Annotated in this window: 18 protein-coding genes; 13 read left to right on the top strand and 5 right to left on the bottom strand. The window is 47.1% G+C overall.

The window, feature by feature from the left end:
* Positions 1-37 precede the first annotated feature (37 nt).
* From ACN06F_RS09900 to ACN06F_RS09850, 11 genes are all read left to right on the top strand, one after another.
* Positions 38-1420: a UDP-glucose dehydrogenase family protein gene (locus tag ACN06F_RS09900; protein WP_433923826.1), complete on the top strand. Its 1383-nt coding sequence runs from the start codon at positions 38-40 to the stop codon at positions 1418-1420.
* A gap of 83 nt (positions 1421-1503) precedes the next feature.
* Entirely contained in the window at positions 1504-2127 is a 624-nt protein-coding gene (locus tag ACN06F_RS09895) for a sugar transferase (protein WP_433923825.1), read from the top strand.
* Complete coding sequence (locus tag ACN06F_RS09890) at positions 2120-3196, top strand: hypothetical protein (RefSeq protein WP_433923824.1); 1077 nt, start codon at positions 2120-2122, stop codon at positions 3194-3196. The genes ACN06F_RS09895 and ACN06F_RS09890 overlap by 8 nt, the downstream gene beginning before the upstream one ends.
* Complete coding sequence (locus ACN06F_RS09885; protein WP_433923823.1) at positions 3189-4394, top strand: DegT/DnrJ/EryC1/StrS family aminotransferase; 1206 nt, start codon at positions 3189-3191, stop codon at positions 4392-4394. Before ACN06F_RS09890 ends, ACN06F_RS09885 begins: the two co-directional genes overlap by 8 nt.
* Positions 4395-4552: 158 nt before the next feature.
* Positions 4553-5767, top strand: a complete 1215-nt coding sequence (locus ACN06F_RS09880) for a glycosyltransferase family 4 protein (protein ID WP_433923822.1) — start codon at positions 4553-4555, stop codon at positions 5765-5767.
* Positions 5768-5855: 88 nt separating this feature from the next.
* Positions 5856-6776: a glycosyltransferase family A protein gene (locus tag ACN06F_RS09875; RefSeq protein WP_433923821.1), complete on the top strand. Its 921-nt coding sequence runs from the start codon at positions 5856-5858 to the stop codon at positions 6774-6776.
* Positions 6777-6803: 27 nt separating this feature from the next.
* Positions 6804-7265, top strand: a complete 462-nt coding sequence (gene tagD / locus ACN06F_RS09870) for a glycerol-3-phosphate cytidylyltransferase (protein ID WP_038484831.1) — start codon at positions 6804-6806, stop codon at positions 7263-7265.
* A 40-nt stretch (positions 7266-7305) separates the two neighbouring features.
* Positions 7306-8517, top strand: a complete 1212-nt coding sequence (locus ACN06F_RS09865) for a CDP-glycerol glycerophosphotransferase family protein (protein ID WP_433923820.1) — start codon at positions 7306-7308, stop codon at positions 8515-8517.
* A 79-nt stretch (positions 8518-8596) separates the two neighbouring features.
* Entirely contained in the window at positions 8597-9538 is a 942-nt protein-coding gene (locus ACN06F_RS09860) for a glycosyltransferase (protein WP_433923819.1), read from the top strand.
* A 309-nt stretch (positions 9539-9847) separates the two neighbouring features.
* Complete coding sequence (locus ACN06F_RS09855; RefSeq protein ID WP_095603026.1) at positions 9848-10246, top strand: antitoxin Xre-like helix-turn-helix domain-containing protein; 399 nt, start codon at positions 9848-9850, stop codon at positions 10244-10246.
* Complete coding sequence (locus ACN06F_RS09850; protein ID WP_084183730.1) at positions 10240-10956, top strand: RES family NAD+ phosphorylase; 717 nt, start codon at positions 10240-10242, stop codon at positions 10954-10956. Before ACN06F_RS09855 ends, ACN06F_RS09850 begins: the two co-directional genes overlap by 7 nt.
* Before the next feature lie 14 nt (positions 10957-10970).
* Here ACN06F_RS09850 and mntR read toward each other — a convergent pair whose 3' ends face one another.
* The 5 genes from mntR to ACN06F_RS09825 all read right to left on the bottom strand — a co-directional run bounded on the left by mntR (position 10971) and on the right by ACN06F_RS09825 (position 15126).
* On the bottom strand, positions 10971-11447 hold the full coding sequence (gene mntR / locus ACN06F_RS09845) for a manganese-binding transcriptional regulator MntR (protein ID WP_038484825.1): 477 nt from the start codon (positions 11445-11447) through the stop codon (positions 10971-10973).
* 289 nt (positions 11448-11736) lie between these two features.
* Positions 11737-13275 (bottom strand): cation:proton antiporter domain-containing protein, encoded by a 1539-nt coding sequence (locus ACN06F_RS09840; RefSeq protein ID WP_198349647.1) that lies wholly within the window; start codon positions 13273-13275, stop codon positions 11737-11739.
* Positions 13276-13304: 29 nt separating this feature from the next.
* Positions 13305-13754, bottom strand: coding sequence for an ion channel (locus tag ACN06F_RS09835; RefSeq protein ID WP_038484818.1), 450 nt, complete (start codon positions 13752-13754; stop codon positions 13305-13307).
* A 35-nt stretch (positions 13755-13789) separates the two neighbouring features.
* Positions 13790-13921, bottom strand: a complete 132-nt coding sequence (locus ACN06F_RS09830) for a hypothetical protein (protein WP_269438752.1) — start codon at positions 13919-13921, stop codon at positions 13790-13792.
* Entirely contained in the window at positions 13918-15126 is a 1209-nt protein-coding gene (locus ACN06F_RS09825; protein WP_433923818.1) for an MFS transporter, read from the bottom strand. The genes ACN06F_RS09830 and ACN06F_RS09825 overlap by 4 nt, the downstream gene beginning before the upstream one ends.
* A gap of 325 nt (positions 15127-15451) precedes the next feature.
* Between ACN06F_RS09825 and fabI the strand changes: the two genes are divergently transcribed.
* Together fabI and ACN06F_RS09815 are read left to right on the top strand one after the other, a co-directional pair.
* The gene (gene fabI / locus ACN06F_RS09820; RefSeq protein WP_038484812.1) at positions 15452-16225 is read left to right on the top strand and encodes an enoyl-ACP reductase FabI; all 774 of its coding nucleotides are present in this window, start codon (positions 15452-15454) and stop codon (positions 16223-16225) included.
* A 58-nt stretch (positions 16226-16283) separates the two neighbouring features.
* Complete coding sequence (locus tag ACN06F_RS09815; protein ID WP_038484809.1) at positions 16284-17711, top strand: bifunctional enoyl-CoA hydratase/phosphate acetyltransferase; 1428 nt, start codon at positions 16284-16286, stop codon at positions 17709-17711.

Here is a 17711-nt window from a genome sequence, read left to right as displayed (position 1 = left end):
TTCTCCCTTAGTACACCCAACCCTAGCAGGAACTCCAATGAACGTTACAGTTTTCGGAACGGGTTATGTTGGCCTGGTTCAAGGTGCAATTTTGTCTGAAGTTGGTCATCACGTTGTTTGCGTAGATGTGGATGCCCATAAGGTTGAACAGCTTAAGATGGGTATCACGCCTATCTATGAACCTGGATTGGAGTCGATAGTAAAAGAGAACCACGCTGCTGGAAGGCTCGATTTTACTACCGATGCGGTTGCCGCGATTAAACATGGTCAGGTTCAATTTGTCGCCGTGGGAACTCCTCCGGATGAAGATGGAAGTGCGGATCTATCCTATGTACTCAACGTGGCGACGACTATCGCTGAACACATGGAGCGCGACCAAGTTATCGTTAACAAATCCACTGTGCCAGTAGGTAGCGCCGACAAAGTTCGTGTCGTGATGGAAGAAGTATTGAAAAGGCGTGGTCGAAGCGACATCAGCTTTGAAGTGGTGTCTAATCCTGAGTTTCTGAAGGAAGGTAGTGCCGTCGTAGACTGCCAAAAGCCAGATCGAATTATTATTGGTAGCAGTTGCGATGCAACAATAGAGGTCATGCGAGAATTATATGCGCCTTTTAATCGCAATCACGACAAAGTTATCGTGATGGATGTAAAAAGTGCTGAGTTAACAAAGTATGCCGCTAACTGCATGTTAGCAACCAAGATTAGTTTTATGAACGAAATGGCAAACTTAGCCGAGCTACTGGGAGCCGATATTGAAGCCGTGCGTAAGGGAATCGGCTCGGATCCACGCATTGGCTACCACTTTATTTACCCTGGTGTAGGCTACGGGGGTTCCTGCTTTCCCAAAGACCTACAGGCGCTTATTCACACTGCAAATAGTATCGACTTTGACGCCAAACTGCTCAAAGCGGTGGAATTCCGTAATAAAGAGCAAAAAACCACACTTTTCCAGAAAATAAATCAGCACTTCAATGCACAGTTAAAGGGTAAAACCTTTGCTATTTGGGGTCTTTCCTTCAAGCCCAATACGGACGATATGCGTGATGCGCCCAGCCGAGTGCTTATGGAGGCTCTATGGGCGGCAGGTGCAAAGGTACAGGCCTATGACCCAGAAGCTATGGAAGAAGCGCAGCGAATCTATGGCAGTCGTGAGCATTTAACCCTTTGTGGAACCAAAGAAGCCGCGTTAAAAAATAGTGATGCGTTAATTATCGTTACCGAGTGGCAAAATTTCCGAGCGCCTGATTTTGAGCTTATCAAGGCTCAGTTATCGGAACCGACTATCTTTGATGGTCGAAATCTTTATGAGCCACACAGAATGGAAGCTAAAGGGTTTAACTACTACTCGGTAGGTAGAGCCAATCCAACGCTGTCAATAACATCCCAAGCTGAACGCCATCTGGTAACTGCCAGTAATTAAAGACGATATCTAATATGGTTGTTTTTTTGGGTATTTAATTGTTGTAGCTGGCTTTGTATTGTGTTTTTAATGGTAGGTGGCTCATGTTAAAGCGCCAGATTGATATTGCTATTTCAGTAACAGGGTTAGTATTGCTATCCCCTTTGCTAGTTGTTATAGCACTGCTTGTTCGCTATAAACTAGGCACGCCAGTTCTCTTTCGTCAATATCGTCCAGGGCTAAACGGTAAGCCATTTGAAATCATCAAGTTTCGCTCTATGCGAGATGCCTATGATGAGCAAGGCCGAAAATTATCAGAAAAAGAGCGGCTGACTCCTTTTGGTCGACGTTTGCGTGCTACCAGTCTGGATGAGCTACCCGAACTATGGAATGTACTGAAAGGAGATATGAGCTTGGTCGGCCCCAGGCCTTTATTAATGGAATATTTGCCTTATTACAGCGCCCACCAATTTCGTCGGCATGAAGCCCGCCCCGGCGTGACAGGTTGGGCACAAGTAAATGGTCGTAATGGTATCTCATGGGAAAAAAAGTTTGATTACGACATTTGGTATGTAGATAACCAGACACTGCTTTTGGATATAAAAATACTACTATTAACAGTGAAAAAAGTTTTTTTCCGCGAAGGTATCAGTTACTCGGGTGATGTAGCGATGCCAAACTTTAAAGAATCAAAACTGAAAAACGACAAAGGTGGACAAAATGGCTAAAAAAATTAATATCCTTGTCACTGGCGTCGGTGGGCCAACGCCACGCAGCTTTGTCAGGTCTGTCCTTGATTCTGGAACTGATAGTTATTGTTTTATTGGTGTTGATGCTAACCCGTTAGCGATTGGTCTTTATGATAAATCTTCATATGAGCATACCTATTTAGTACCAAGGGCTGATGATGAACGTTACTGGTTAGAAATATCAAAAATAATTGATCATCATCAGATTCAATTTGCAGTTGTATTGCCTGAAGTTGAAGTAGTGGCATGGTCGAAGCGGAAAGACCTTGAAGGCTTGCCTTGTAAAACATTTATTTCTTCAAGCCAGCCCACCGAAGCGATAATAGATAAGAAAAAGCTGCATGAAATACTGATGGATAAGCCTTATATACCCCGTTACTGTACTTTTTTAAACGGCTTTAAAAGCCGTGATTTGACGCTTGATTATCCTTTTTGGGTACGCGGTACTATTGGTTCAAGCGGGCTAGGTTCTTTAAAAATTACAAGTGAAGAAGAACTTGATGAATGGATGCAAATAAACCCTCTCATTGAGGAATTCATCGCATCTGAGTTTTTGCCGGGAAGAAATCTTGCGTGTAAGGTTATTTATATGGACGGCAAGATTATACGCTCCGCTTGTGCCGAGAGAGTAACGTATATCATGTCTAAGGTTGCACCTTCTGGAATAACTGGCAACACTGCGTTTGGTCGTATGATTAATGATACTCAGCTTGTGAATATTGCTGATGATGCGATTAGTTCATTTTTTAATCACTATCAATCGAAAGCCAATGGCATATTCACAGTAGATTTCAAAGAGGATGCGCAGGGGAATCCAATGATCACCGAAATAAATGTAAGGTTTGTTGCTTTTATTTCCTCTTTGGCTCAAGCAGGCGCTAATCTTCCTCTAGACTATCTTGAGATGAATCTTAATCCAGACAACTTTTCACACGTATACAAACATTATGAGTTTCCAAAAGGAGCAATATTTTTAAGAGATGTGGATGAAAAGCCAGTTGTAATGAATGAAAAAGATCTATTAAATATGGATCCCCACCATGCTTAACGGACCATTTTCTCCTTGGCCTTCCTTTACTCTGGAAGAGGCCCAGGCTGTTCAGGACGTACTGCTTTCCAACAGAGTGAACTATTGGACAGGCAAGGAGTGCGTTGAATTCGAAAAGGAGTTTGCTCAATTTGCCGAGACTAAGCATGCCATAGCGTTAGCAAATGGGACTAACGCGCTAGACTTAGCTCTAAAAGGGCTGGGTATTGGCGAAAAAGAGCATGAAGAGGTAATTGTTACCTCTCGAACGTTCGTGGCTTCAGCATCATGCATTGCGAATGTCGGGGCTGTGCCAATCTTTGCTGATGTTGATCGCGACTCTCAAAATATCACTGCCGCCACGGTCGCTGAAAAAATTACCCCGCGTACTCGCGCTATTGTTGCCGTGCATCTAGCAGGATGGCCCTGCGAAATGCAGGAGCTCATGGCGTTGGCAGAGCAATACGGGCTTTATGTCATCGAAGATTGCGCTCAGGCTCATGGCGCTCGTTATCAAGGCCGAAGCGTCGGAGGAATAGGTCATGTGGGGTGTTGGTCGTTCTGCCAGGACAAAATTATGACCACTGGTGGTGAAGGGGGAATGGTCACTACCAATGACTCCGCGCTTTGGAAACGAATGTGGGCTTATAAAGATCATGGCAAGAGCTGGGACGCTGTCTATGTGCAAGAACATCCACCGGGTTTCCGCTGGTTGCATGATACGTTTGGCACCAATTGGCGCATGACTGAAATGCAGGCCGTCATTGGTCGTATTCAACTTAAACGGATGTCTGAGTGGAGTGCGATTCGCCAGATGAATGCTCAACATATCTGGCAAGCTGCGTTAGATTGCAAAGGGTTGCGTGTTCCTGATTTTTGTTTAGATATGGCCTCTGGATCACTAACGCAAGATACCAAGCATGCCGCTTATAAATGCTATGTATTCATTGATCCGCGTCAGCTACGGAATGGCTGGGATCGCGATCGTATCCTGAGTGATATCAACCTAAGAGGAGTGCCCTGTTTTCCAGGCAGTTGCTCTGAAGTATATCTCGAAAAGGCCTTTTTAAACGCTGGCTGGCAGCCGCAAAGCAATTTGCCAGTTGCACATGAGCTTGGTCAAACCAGTCTGATGTTTTTGTGCCACCCGACACTCTCCCAAGAAGAGATTGATAAGACATGTCAAGTTCTTAAAGAGGTCATGGCGTTAGTTGTTTAATCATTTTTTCAAGCCTTTCAGAATTTAAAAGATAATCTGTATTTAAAAGATCAGCTGTCTTTAAAACTACCTGCATTTAATACTCACTATTTAAAATAGTTAATGTCGGCAAACGAGCACTCAACCTGTGTGGCTTGGTGTTTCGTTAAGGAGTTTTTATGAAGCCTAAGGTTGCTACATCGAATAAGCGTTTTTTGCTGATATCGGGCACAAGCTATTCGTTGGTCAATTTTCGAGGGCCACTGGTGCAAGCCTTGATCAAAGCTGGATTAGACGTCCATGTGGCTGCTTCAGGGCTTCTTGAAGACATGACTACTCGCCAGCAACTTGAAGCTTGGGGGGCTGTTGCTCACGACTTTCCGATGCAGAGAAATGGACTAAACCCGTGGCGCGATGCTTTAACGCTGCACGCACTTTATCGTCTTATGTGCAGGATTCGCCCAGAAATGGTGCTTAGCTACACGATCAAGCCAGTTGTTTACGGACTACTAGCAGCCTGGCTGGCTAGAGTTCCTCGCCGCTATGCATTAGTTACCGGGCTAGGTTACGCATTTGCTAGTCAGGCCAGCGGCAAGCGTGCTCTGGTCTATCAAGTCGTGCGTAGGTTATATGCCGCGGCACTCAATAGAGCAGACAAGGTGTTTTTCCAGAATCCTGATGATAACGCTTTGTTTCGTGAGCTGGGGATACTGCGTGAGAAGGTGCCTTCGCAGGTTCTCAATGGATCAGGGGTAGACATGAACCATTTTACGGTAGCTCCTATACCCGCAGGCCCACCGCGCTTCTTACTGATTGCTCGCCTGTTGGGCGATAAAGGCGTGCGTCAATATGCTGATGCTGCACGCCGAATCAAACAGCGGCATCCCGAGATAGTATTTCAACTGGCCGGTGACATTGATAGTAATCCCGATACGATTACTCGGGAAGAATTGGATATCTGGATTAAGGAGGGCTCTATTGATCATTTAGGCTGGCTTAATGACGTGCGCCCGGCAATAGCGAATTGCAGTGTTTATGTACTTCCCAGCTATTACCGGGAAGGTACACCCCGCTCAGTGTTGGAAGCCATGGCGATGGGGCGGGCGGTGATCACTACCGATGCGCCGGGATGCCGTGAGACTGTCATTGAGGGTGATAATGGCTACTTGATACCCGTTAGAGATGTCGATGCGCTTGAGGTTGCCATGCAGACGTTCATTGATAGTCCTGCCCTAGTACAAACCATGGGCCGACGTTCGTATGAAATTGCTAAAGATAGGTACGATGTTCATAAAGTTAATGCCGTCATGCTTAAATCGATGGAAATAAAAGGTCTGGTAGCGAGTGGCCGAGAGCAAGCGCTAGTTAACAATAATGCTATTAATGAAGCCTGAAAATATAAAATTATTTCCTAAGGCTTAATGGTCTGTTGAATAAAACCTATTAATTCTATTCCTAATAAAATTATGAGAACCTATTGATATGGCTTTCTTCTCGGTGATCATGCCTGTCTATAATAAGGTGAACACTTTAAGTGATTCCCTGGAGTGTATATATAGGCAAAATTTCAAAGATTTTGAGGTGATTGCCGTAGATGATGGTTCTACAGATGGCTCTCTTGGCATTTTGCAGCAGTATGAGAAGGCCGGTTTATTAAGGCTTTACCAGCGTGATTCTCCCGGTTCAGGAGGATATGCTGCGCGCAACTTAGGGGCAGATAAATCCACCGGTGAGTGGTTGGTTTTTTTTGACGCTGACGACATTATGTTATCAGACCACTTGTCATGTTTTGCCAATGCAATTAGTCAATGTTCTGATATTGAGTTATACGTCAATGCTTACCAGAAGATGGAAGGCTGGCGGCGGCTGCCGAGAATAAAAGGACGGGCTAGTGGTCGCCTGAGCCGCTTGGAGGCCTTAGAATTCTTTGCACTTTTCGACTTTATTCACATGAATGGTGCGTGTATTTCGCGTCAGCGTTTTTTATCTATGGGAGGGTTTCCTGCTGGGCTTTATCGCCGAGGTGGCGATGTATATTTCTGGTTGAAAGTGCTTTGCGAATTAAAAACGATTCACTACAACGCCAATGTGACTACTTTATGGCTGCTTGAAAACAGCGATATCACGCGTGATAAACGCAACCTTGTTGGTTTACATCCTGGTGTTGATCTTTTTAAACAGTATGAATCTACATTAAAGCGTAGTGAGCGGCGACAATTGCGTTTGGCAATAAATCGCAAAGTTCTTTCTTGGGCCGTTGAGAAGAAGCTGCTTGGCCAATCAGTGCGCTTGGATTTAGAAGCATTAAGATTGGGAGGGATGAACATGCGTTTATGGCTGCATGCTATCTCATTACTAGTGCCCCAACCTTATTACAATCAGTTACGTCGCCGTATTAAATAATCTTTGCAAGCAAAGGGGGCAGCACTCATGACCAAGACAGTAATTACTTATGGCACCTTTGACATGTTCCATATTGGCCATCTGAATTTGCTAAGACGTTTGGCTGAAATGGGGGATCGTTTGGTAGTGGGAATCTCAACGGATGAGTTTAACACGCTCAAAGGCAAGCGCACGTTGATTCCATTTGAGCACCGTGCTGAGATTGTACGCTCCTTGCGCTATGTCGACCAAGTGATTCCCGAGACCGACTGGGAACAAAAGCTTCAGGATATCATGCGCTATTCAGTTGACACTTTTGCCATTGGTGATGATTGGAAAGGCCACTTTGACTTTCTTTCACCCCACTGTGAAGTGATATATCTGCCACGTACCGATGGCGTCTCTACGACTCAATTGAAACGTTCACTTAATCCTTTCTATAGCGTTTCACGTGATGAATTAATGAATGCCTTTGACGTGCTCGATACGTTAAGAAAAGACTTCGGCTAATGTTCCTTTGATTGATGGCGATAGTGCCAAGGAAATCACAATGTCCTCTTACACACTTCGTTTAGCAAAACAGCTGGCATGGTTACCGCTGTGCCTGATCGGCGGATGCTTTCCTCGCAATGATCGTTTATGGATATTTGGTGCTTGGCATGGTCGACAGTTCGCTGACAACACAAGCTATTTGTACCGCCATGTACGTGATCACGAGCCTAGCTTGAGAGCGGTTTGGCTTGCGCATGATCAAGAGGTTGTTAAGCGAGTTCGTGAAGAGGGCGGAGAATCCTATCTTGCTTACTCAGTCAAAGGAATCCTGTTGTCGCTGCGTGCGCGGCTTTTTCTCGTCACTCATTCGGCAGAAGATGTTAATCCCCATGCGTCATTTGGGGGGCAGCTAATCAACCTAACCCATGGAACCCCTCTTAAGCGTTTGGTTCAGGATGCTCGCTCTTCCCGGCTTGGCGTTTTTACCAGCGTGTTTGATCGTTACCTGCGCAGGGTACTACCTGGGCAGCGCCGGCCTCAGCAAGTATTAGTGGCTTCCGACGTCGGCCGAGAGCGAATGATCTCTGCCTTCGGTTTACCAAGTGATCGTGTCACTGCCCTTGGCTATCCTCGTTGGAATGCTTTCCAAGAAAATGCGTCAACATTATTGCAAAGGGCTGGCATCGATATAGTAGCGTACGACAAGATAGTGCTATATGCACCGACCCTTAGAATGCAAGGCAAGGGGGGGCTTGATGTGTCCCAAGGAGAACGCCTAGAAGCATTACTGCCATGGCTTGAAAAGCATCGAGTGCTATTGCTCATCCGCGGGCACACCTCGTTGAAAATGAGCGGTGTACAAGCGTTAATGGAGGGAAATGCGAGTATTCGTGAAGCGCCTGTCAGTATATTTCCAGATGTAAATGCTTTATTTCCGGCAGTGGATGTACTTATCACTGACTACTCGAGTTTGATGTTCGACTATGCTTGTTTGAATCGTCCCATCATTTTAATGGCACCTGACCTGGATGATTATCTCAACCTCGATGTAGGGGTTTATGGAGATTATCTTGCTGACGCGCCAGGTCCGGTAATCGAATCTTGGGAGTATTTACCTGAAGCCTGGGACTCCTTGACTAAAGAGGTCCATCACCAGCGCTTAGCAACTTTTGTAGCTCGCCATGCCGCTATGAACGATGGCAGAGAGTGTGAACGCGTCACCTCTCATCTGCGTAACAGCTGTCGCCTCGAAGTAACCAGCCATGCCTGAATGACTGTAACTACAAGGTGAGTACGTAGTTTGAATAGAGAATAAAGCTAGCTTCTCAATGATTTTATGGGGATGCGACATGTCATTTTATGAAAAAGGGATAAAGAGCAGGCAGGTAAGTGACGATGCAAATGGTGGTGCTCGAGTTGGTTTTCCAAGGGTTTCTGTGATTGTACCGACTTATTATGACTGGTCACGTCTAAAAAAGTGTGTTGTTGCATTAGAGAACCAGTCGCTTGCTCAAGACAATTTTGAAGTCATTATTGTCAATAATGCCTCTGATGATTCTCCGCCAGCGGACTTTTACTTACCCAAAAATTTCACCATGATCAAAGAAGCGAAACCAGGTTCATATGCAGCAAGAAATGCCGCATTAAAGATTTCTCGAGGTGAAATAGTTGCGTTTACTGATTCTGATTGTATCCCAGATTCTTATTGGCTGGAGACAGCTATTAATCGACTCGATAAAGGTGCAGAACGCGTTGCTGGTAAAGTAGAGCTTTTCTTCAAATCTGAAAAACTGACGCTTGTTGAAATTTATGAAAAGGCCTTTGGATTTGATCAAGAACGCTATGCTCAGCGGGGAGGAGCGGTGACTGCGAATATGGTAACTTGGTCGAAAAATTTTGAAATAGTTGGATTTTTTAACGATAACCTTATGTCTGGTGGTGACAATGAATGGGGAGTGCGTGCGAGCGAAAAAGGGATTCCTGTTGAATACGCCCAGGAGGTTATTGTTAACCATCCAGCACGCTCAAATGTAAAGGATATTCTTAAAAAACGAAGACGAGTGATGGGAGGACAGTTGAATAAAATGAAAAAGAATTCGAAGAGAAGTTTTATTATAATTTTAGCTAAAGGCTATTTCCCACCAATAAAAGCGCTAAAGTTGTTTTTAGAAAAAGAGTTGACTTTTTCAGAGAGATTTTTAGCTTATCTATTGTGTTATTATTTTAAATCTTATTCAGCCACGTACAGGTTGGCGTTACTCCTCGGCCTGGCTAAGCCAGAAAGATCTTAGCTTGAAATTATGTGAGTGGTGAGTGGTGATGGGTTAGCGGTAGTCGAGTATTGTTTTTATAAATGCCTCGCCGAATGTTAAAGAAATATTCGGCGAGGCATTTTTTTTACTTAATATTTTTAGGGAGCAGCAGACTATCGTCTTCATCAGTAGGTGCCTGATAAGTCTAAGGTTACGCATTGAGGTGAATAGTCTTATGAATTAAGTTGTATTTGTAGATACGGTATTGACAGGCACAGTCTTTGCAGACACAAATCTTTTGATTTAGTATCTATGGATAGGTGGATGCAGACAGGGTACGAGGTGCTTATGCAAACAGCCAGCAATGTTATTCAGGACAAGGCCGCCGCTGCGGCTGGTCTAAAAGCCGCTGTGCGTATTTTGGATAAATGGCGGGCGACAGGTGAGCAGGGCGAATCTATTCTACGCGTCTCCCACAGCAGCTATGCCCGCGCGCGGCGGGGAGATTTAGCTGAGATCAAGTTAGACAGTGATCAATTGGCACGAATCAGTTATTTGCTCAATATTCATGCGGCACTGCGAATGCTGTTTGAAAACCCTGATAATGTTTACGGGTTCGTCTCTATGGCAAATCACAATCCTTACTTTAACGGGCGTACGCCGCTTGAGGTGATTGGTACTGGAGATTTCGCAGCACTTTATGAAACCTTCAAGCGTATTGATAGCTTGCGAGGTGCTCAGTGGTAGATTCGGCGGGAATAAGCGAAGGTTCGCTGCCCCTTTGTCAATCGAAAGAGGTAGTGGGGTATCGCTTAGTCAACAGTAAATTTCCTCCCATTGGGCTGTTTGACGATGTTGCGAGCCTCGATGAGTTTGAAGCGCTTTATGCCCTGCAGGCGCTGACGAATCCAAGGCTGCGTAACGAGGCTGGTGATTTGGGGCTCATTCCTCACAATCAGATTCCCTTTGGGATCCGAGGATGCTCTTATGCGACAGCGCCTTTTACCCACGTTAATCCGGAGGGTTCTCGCTTTAGCGACGGCAGCTTTGGTGTGCTTTACATTGCGGATGCACAACCAACGGCAATCAGTGAAGTGAGGCACCATCAGGAAATCTATTGGAAAAACGTACCATCGTTACATTTTGAACGGTTTATCTTCCGTGGGCTTAAGTGCCTATTTAATGAAAAAGCCTGTCGTGATGGCTTAGTGCTTCAATCGTCCCATGTCATTTATGATGCCGACGATTATCGAGCAGCGCGCACGTTAGGCAGAGAGCTTCGCAAAGAGCAACGTACCGGTTTGCGTTATCATTCTGTTCGGCAACCAGGTGCCACTTGCTGGGCGTTAATGACGCCGCAGTTCGTCCTGGATATTATCCAGACCACTCATATTGAGATGATCTGGAACGGGCGAATAGCCCAAGTGAATCGCCTCTCAGCGGTACCCATCAAGTGAATTCAGTAGAGTAATTATGTTCGCTGTTGCTCGGTGAAGCGCTGCATGATCGTGAGTGTTTTATCACTAACATGATGCTCCATGCCCTCTGCATCAATACGCGCTGTGCTGTCATCAACTCCAAGGGCACGCAAGAAATGCAGCACCACATCGTGGCGTGACCGGGAAATTTCGGCCATTTTTTGCCCTTCTTCGGTCAAGAAGAGCGAGCGATAGGGCTTGCTTGTCACTAGGCCCAGCTCATTCAGGCGGCGAATCATTTTAGAGACGGTAGCTTGGCTAACGGCCATTCGGGTGGCGATATCGGCTGCGCGCGCTTCTCCACGGTGGCGTAATAAGTCGCCGATTAACTCGACATAATCTTCGATCAGTTCCGTTTCGTGGGCATTACGCACCGTCTCATACTGCTGTGCATGCTGTTCCACTGGCGGTAGCGCATCTCCATCTTGGCCGTATGCGGTAGGAGAGTGTTGCTGTTGGTATTCACTCATTGGCAAAATTTATCAAGGTTAGTGGAAACGTTAATTAGTGATGGTAGCGCATTTTTTTAGATAATTGTTAGCCATGGCTAAACTGTTTGCATAAAGCTTTTTTGTTGAGCTGCAGCTGTACTTATTGGGATCCTAGCACAGGAGGAAGAAATAATGACCAAGCAGTATGGCTGGTTAATCATTGTGCTAGTAGCGACTTGCTGCTTTTTCCTGACCCTGTTGTTTTCACCCAGGCACAGCGTGTTAATGCGCTTATGGGGCATCGTAAGATCGGTACTGCCGATAACGCTTAAGAGCGAGATTGGAGACTTTCCCATGCCTTCTCTGCGATGCCAATACCAGCCCCTGTCATTAATAAGTAGGTTTGGTCGACACCTGCCTCATGTAATGGGGCTGCTTCATCCTGAAAGTGTATGCCCGCAAGCAGCTGTCCAGTAAAGCCTGCTTTACGCAGCTCGCGAGTTGCAATTAATTTACTTTCAAGCTCTGGGGTGGCCAACGTTACTGCCAACAGCTTGGAAATATCTAATTGATGCCAAAATCCCACGTCTTCTATATCGCCATAGTAGACGTGGCGTTTGTGTTCCGATTTATTAGGATCAGAATCAATACCCGCAACTGACACCCCCTTATCGTTAAAAAAGTCGTAGGCAGCGCTACCTGTGCGTCCCATGCCAAGTATTAACACGGTAGCATTACCGATATTAACGGGTTGTTCATCTGGATGGCGTGTATCACGCTCAAAGCGTGTTAACGACCTTTCCCAGCGATCGAAAAGTCCATGAGCCAAGCGGTTTAGAGGTGCCGAAATGACAAAAGATAATGCGACAGCGATGGCGAGCGGTACCAACCACTCCTCTAAAATACTAGAGGCAACGATTAGGCCAAATTCACTGTAGGCAGTTAGGCTTAAACCTCCCAGAAAAGCGTTACGTGCTCGGATACGAAATGCGATCAACAGCGCAAAAAATAATAGTCCTTTTAAGGGCAGTGCTAAGGCGAGAACTCCGGCAAAAATCAAGGCATTGGTGTCGGGTAGCCCAGCCATTCCTATTTGTAAGAAAAAGCTGATTAGGAGCATTTCCTTTATTCCCCATAGCGCCTTTGAAAGCTCCTGGGCGCGCGGGTGTTTGGCAAGCAATAGACCCATGACTAAGGCACCTACCTCTGAGCTTAACCCGACGGCTTCAAACCCCATTCCACCGATAGCAATTGCTAGCACAGCGCCTAGCAGCACCAGCAGCTCATCGTGTTGGGCAATACTCATTAACCAATAAAGAAGGGGTCTAAGTAGTGGTAGTAAAAATACCAGTAGTGCCCATGGGCTGGGGGTCTGGCCACTATAAAAGCTGAGTACTGCAATGGCGACCAAATCTTGAATAATTAAAATACCGATGGCAATTCGGCCATGGAGAGCCCGCAATTCTCGCTTAGCCTCAAGTACCTTAGCGGCAAGAACGGTGCTTGAAAATGACAGAGCAATGGCAAGCAATATTGCCTTATCCATAGATAGCGATAAAAACACGACGAAGCCAATCGTAAAAAATAAGCAGGTAATGGCTAGGTGTATAAATGCGCTTCCAAGCACGACGGGCTCAGCAAGGCTCTTCACGTTAAGTTTTAGGCCAATGGTAAAGAGCAGCAATAGAACGCCTAAGTGGGCAAGATGTTCTAGTAATGGACCTGCTTCACTGGGCAGGCCAACGCTAGGGCCGAAGGCGTTGAGTGCAAACCCGGCGGCCAAAAAGCCCACCAAGGGCGGTAAGCTAAGCTGACGGGCAATAATCCCGAAGACAAGAGCAAACGATAAAATAAGCACTTCAAACATGCTGAATCCTTAACATAAAGGTGGCTTGGTTATCTTCCCACTCGCCAATGTTTTTGCATTTCAATAAAGGTGAACGATGCCGACCAAGTGATCAGGACAAAGCCTGTTAATGCCAGCGTTCCGTATAGGAATCGAACGGGGCCCGTTGCATAAATATCCCCATAACCGACTGTGGTGTAGGTGACGGCAGAAAAGAATATATAATCTAATAGATTAAAGCTGTCATAACCTTGCAGGGCGCCAATACCGTTGAGCGCTGTTAACCACCATCCGGTCATACCAAACAGCCAAATTTCGGCAACGTGCGTCAATAAAACACCAAATGCCATACCAAGGATACGCTGGCGATGAGGCTTATGTGATCGTTCAATTTGTCGTGAGATAAGCCACAGTGATTCGTAGTGAAGCAGCACCGCTAGTACGACAGCGATGAAAGTAGTTATTACGACGACCAAATGTTCGGGGTATGGAATGGTCAAGTAGTAAGAATCCCAAAGTCGCTATGAGAAAATGTTCAGCACAATCGACTGCCAAATAGCAGCAGCGAGCCATCTAAAGAGTGCCAGCCCCACCAGGCTAGCACCACTCCGCCCAGCAGTAGCGTTGCTAGTACGATCAACAGTGTAAACGCTGTTAGTTGCTTCATGAGACCACCTGAGGGGCGACGTTTCGTGCTAACGGTTTTTCGCTAATAAACCAGTGCAGACCAGCGGCGACCAGTGAGAGCACAATGGCAATCTTCCAGACAGTGTCATAATGGCCAGTGAGATCATAAAGATATCCGCCAAGCCAGACACCCATAAATGATCCTAGCTGGTGAAATAAGAATACAATGCCGCCCAGCATGGATAAATGGCGAACACCAAATACAGACGCCACAATGCCGTTGGTTAACGGCACGGTTGAGAGCCAAAGTAGGCCCATGGCGATACCAAATAAATAAGCACTGGTAGAGGTCAGCGGCAACATGACAAAAGCGGCAATTATCGCGCCGCGAATTAAGTATAACCAGCTAAGTAGGCGCGGTTTTGACCAAATTCCTCCCATCCATCCTGCCGTGTAGGTACCCAAAATGTTGAACAAACCGACCAGTGCCAGCACAGTGGTGCCCACCTGAATGGCCAGACCATTATCGAATAAATACCCCGGTAGATGGACAGCAATAAATACGACTTGGAAGCCGCAGACGAAAAAGCCGAGGCATAGTAGCCAAAAGCCTTTCTGACCGACCGCCTCATTGAGTGCGTCGCGTAAGCTTAAATCACCCAGCGCGCTGGGACTTGGACGGTCTTTTAATATCGCCCCCAGGGGAATCATCAGCGCAGCAATGGCACCCATCGCTAGAAGAGCTGCTGACCAGCCAAGCCACTCAATTAGCCCCAGTGTGCCGGGTAACATCGCGAATTGTCCAAAAGAGCCAGCGGCACTGACAATGCCCATCGCTATACTGCGTTTTTCGGGGGCCACAGCGCGTCCCACTGCACCCAAAATTACTGAAAATGTAGTGCCGGATAGGCCTAAACCAATGAGGAATCCAGCGCTTAGAGTCATGCCTAATGCGCTGGTGGAAAGGCTCATAAAGCACAGTCCAGCCACATATAAAATGGCCCCTATGACAATAATTCTCGCCGCTCCAAAACGGTCAGCCAGCGCACCGGTGAAAGGCTGCGAGAGCCCCCAAATAAGGTTTTGAACCGCAAGGGCAAATGCAAACACGCCGCGCCCCCAGCCGAAATCGCTGCTCATCGGCTCAAGGAAAAGCCCAAAACCATGTCGAAGACCCATAGCAGTGGAAATAACCAAGCTTGCTAGCACGATAAAGAGTAGCGTGCGATGTCGCGGCAATACCATTTTACGTCCCTTATTATGTAGTTTGTTAACGCGTTAACTAACTATCTCACGGGTCGGATTTTTTTAGAAGCTATCAACTTTCGTACGAATTAGCAGTGTCGGTAATAAGTTGAGGGCGGCATACTAGGTAGTATGTTGCAAAGCAACAAGTGTGCTTTGACTAAAGTCGTACGTTTTGTATCACAAATGATCCACGTTTATTAGCGACGCTTAAATGACATAAAAAATGCTTACGTTAGGACAGGTAGGTGTGGGTTATACCGACGAACCTCTTCATTTGTTGGTGTAGGCTTATTTTTCATAATTGATTAGTAGGAGGCCAGTGGTGCTGAATCCTTTTTCTATGCAAGGCAAGGTCGGGATTGTTGCTGGCCTTGCTAATCAAGACAGTATCGCTTTTGGCTGTGCCCAGGCGCTGCATCACGCCGGTGCTGAGTGCTTAGTGACCTACGCTTCTCCCAATGCCGAAAAGTTTGTCACGCCGCTGGTAGGCGATATGGGGGAGCCGGAATTAATGCTGTGTGATGTGCAACACAATGATCAGTTGGATGCGTTATTCGCTCGCGCGCGCAAGCGCTGGGGCCGGCTAGACTTTGTCGTCCACTCGATTGCCTATGCTCCCCTTGATGACTTACACGGACGAGTAGTTGACTGTTCCAAAGAGGGGTTTGCACTCGCTATGGATATCTCTTGCCACTCCTTCATTCGCATGGCCAAGCATGCCGAGCCGCTGATGAAAGAGGGCGGAAGTCTGTTCAATATGACGTACTACGGTGCGGAGAAGGTCGTTGATAACTACAACTTAATGGGCCCCGTGAAAGCCGCATTGGAGTCTGCCACGCGCTATATGGCTGCCGAACTTGGCCCTCAAGGTATCCGTGTTCATGCGGTATCGCCTGGCGCTATTCGCACACGGGCAGCATCTGGACTTAAGGCGTTTGATGAGTTGGCCTATGACGGCGAAACGCGCTCACCATTACGTCGCTTGGCCAGCGTGCAGGATGTCGGCAATGCCGTCGTTTATCTCGCCTCTGATGCTGGAGCATCACTGACGGGTTTAACCCACTACGTAGATGCAGGCCACCATATTCGCTTCTAACGTTTGGGTGATTAAGGAAGTTTCCTAGTTTAAGGAAGTGGTTTAAAGGAGTCACTCGATGTCGGCCAATGACGCTAATGATCTAATTGAAAATCGCACCTATGACGAAATAACGGTCGGTGATGAAGCCCACCTAGAAAAACGCCTGACCATGGAGGACATCAAACTGTTTGCTGTGATGTCAGGTGACATTAATCCGTCACACGTCGACAGCGACTTTGCTAAGAGCAGCCGTTTTCAGGAAGTCATTGCTCATGGCATGTGGGGCGGCGCGCTGATATCCACTGTGCTGGGAACGCAGCTGCCCGGACCGGGCACGGTCTATCTTACCCAGTCGTTGCAGTTTAAGGCACCCGTAAGGCTGGGGGATGTACTGCGGGTATCCGTGCGGGCTATCGAAAAAGACGATCAGCACCATAGGATCACCTTTGCCTGCCGTTGCGAAAATCAACGCGGTGATACGGTCATTGAAGGTGACGCTAGCGTATTGGCACCGATTAAAAAAATTCAACGGCCTCGCGCGTTGCTGCCCAAAGTGCGTTTAACCGAGCGTGGCAGGTTGCATGAGATTCTAACTGCTGCCGATCATCCGGAGCCAATGCCCACCGCAGTCGTTCATCCGGTAGACCAAAGCGCCATTTGTGGAGCGGTTGAATCAGCAGCGCAAGGTTTAATTATTCCTGTGCTGGTTGGGCCCAAAGGGAAAATCCAGCTCGCCGCTGAAAAAGCCGAGGTGGATATCAGTGCATTCGAACTGATAGATGTTCCCCACAGCCACGCGGCTGCTGAACAAGCGGTGGCATTAGCACGTCAGGGCCGCGTAGGCGCGTTGATGAAAGGTGCGCTGCACACCGATGAGCTTTTACGTGAAGTGCTTAAGCGCGACACAGGGTTGCGTACCGAGCGGTGCCTAAGTCATGTGATGGCCTTTGATGTGCCAACCTACCCGCGACCATTGTTAATCACGGATGCGGCGATCAATATCTATCCTAAGCTGGCTGAAAAACGCGATATTGTTCAAAACGCGATTGAGTTGGCTCACGCGTTGGGTAACGACAATCCCCGTGTGGCGATTCTATCTGCTGTTGAGACCGTCAACCCCAAAATCACTTCTACGATTGATGCGGCGGCCCTGTGTAAGATGGCTGAACGTGGCCAGATTAGCGGTGGCACCTTAGATGGGCCGCTGGCTTTCGACAATGCTGTCTCAGAAGCGGCGGCGAGAACCAAAGGCATCATTTCGCCAGTGGCAGGGCGCGCCGACATCCTACTTGCACCAGATCTTGAAGCGGCCAATATGTTGATGAAGCAACTTACTCACCTGGCAGATGCGACGGGGGCGGGCGTTGTCGTCGGCGCTAGGGTACCGATCATGCTGACAAGCCGCGCGGATGATGCATTGACGCGCATGGCATCCAGTGCATTAGCGTTACTACTAGCTGACTATCAGCGTCGGAGCCTACTAAGTAGTCCTTCAGGAGCATAA

This window comes from Vreelandella sp. 21 (genome assembly GCF_050995515.1).
Taxonomy (GTDB): Bacteria; Pseudomonadota; Gammaproteobacteria; order Pseudomonadales; family Halomonadaceae; genus Vreelandella; species Vreelandella alkaliphila.
Note: the sequence above shows the minus strand (reverse complement) of the source record. Positions and strands in the feature narration are given on the sequence as shown.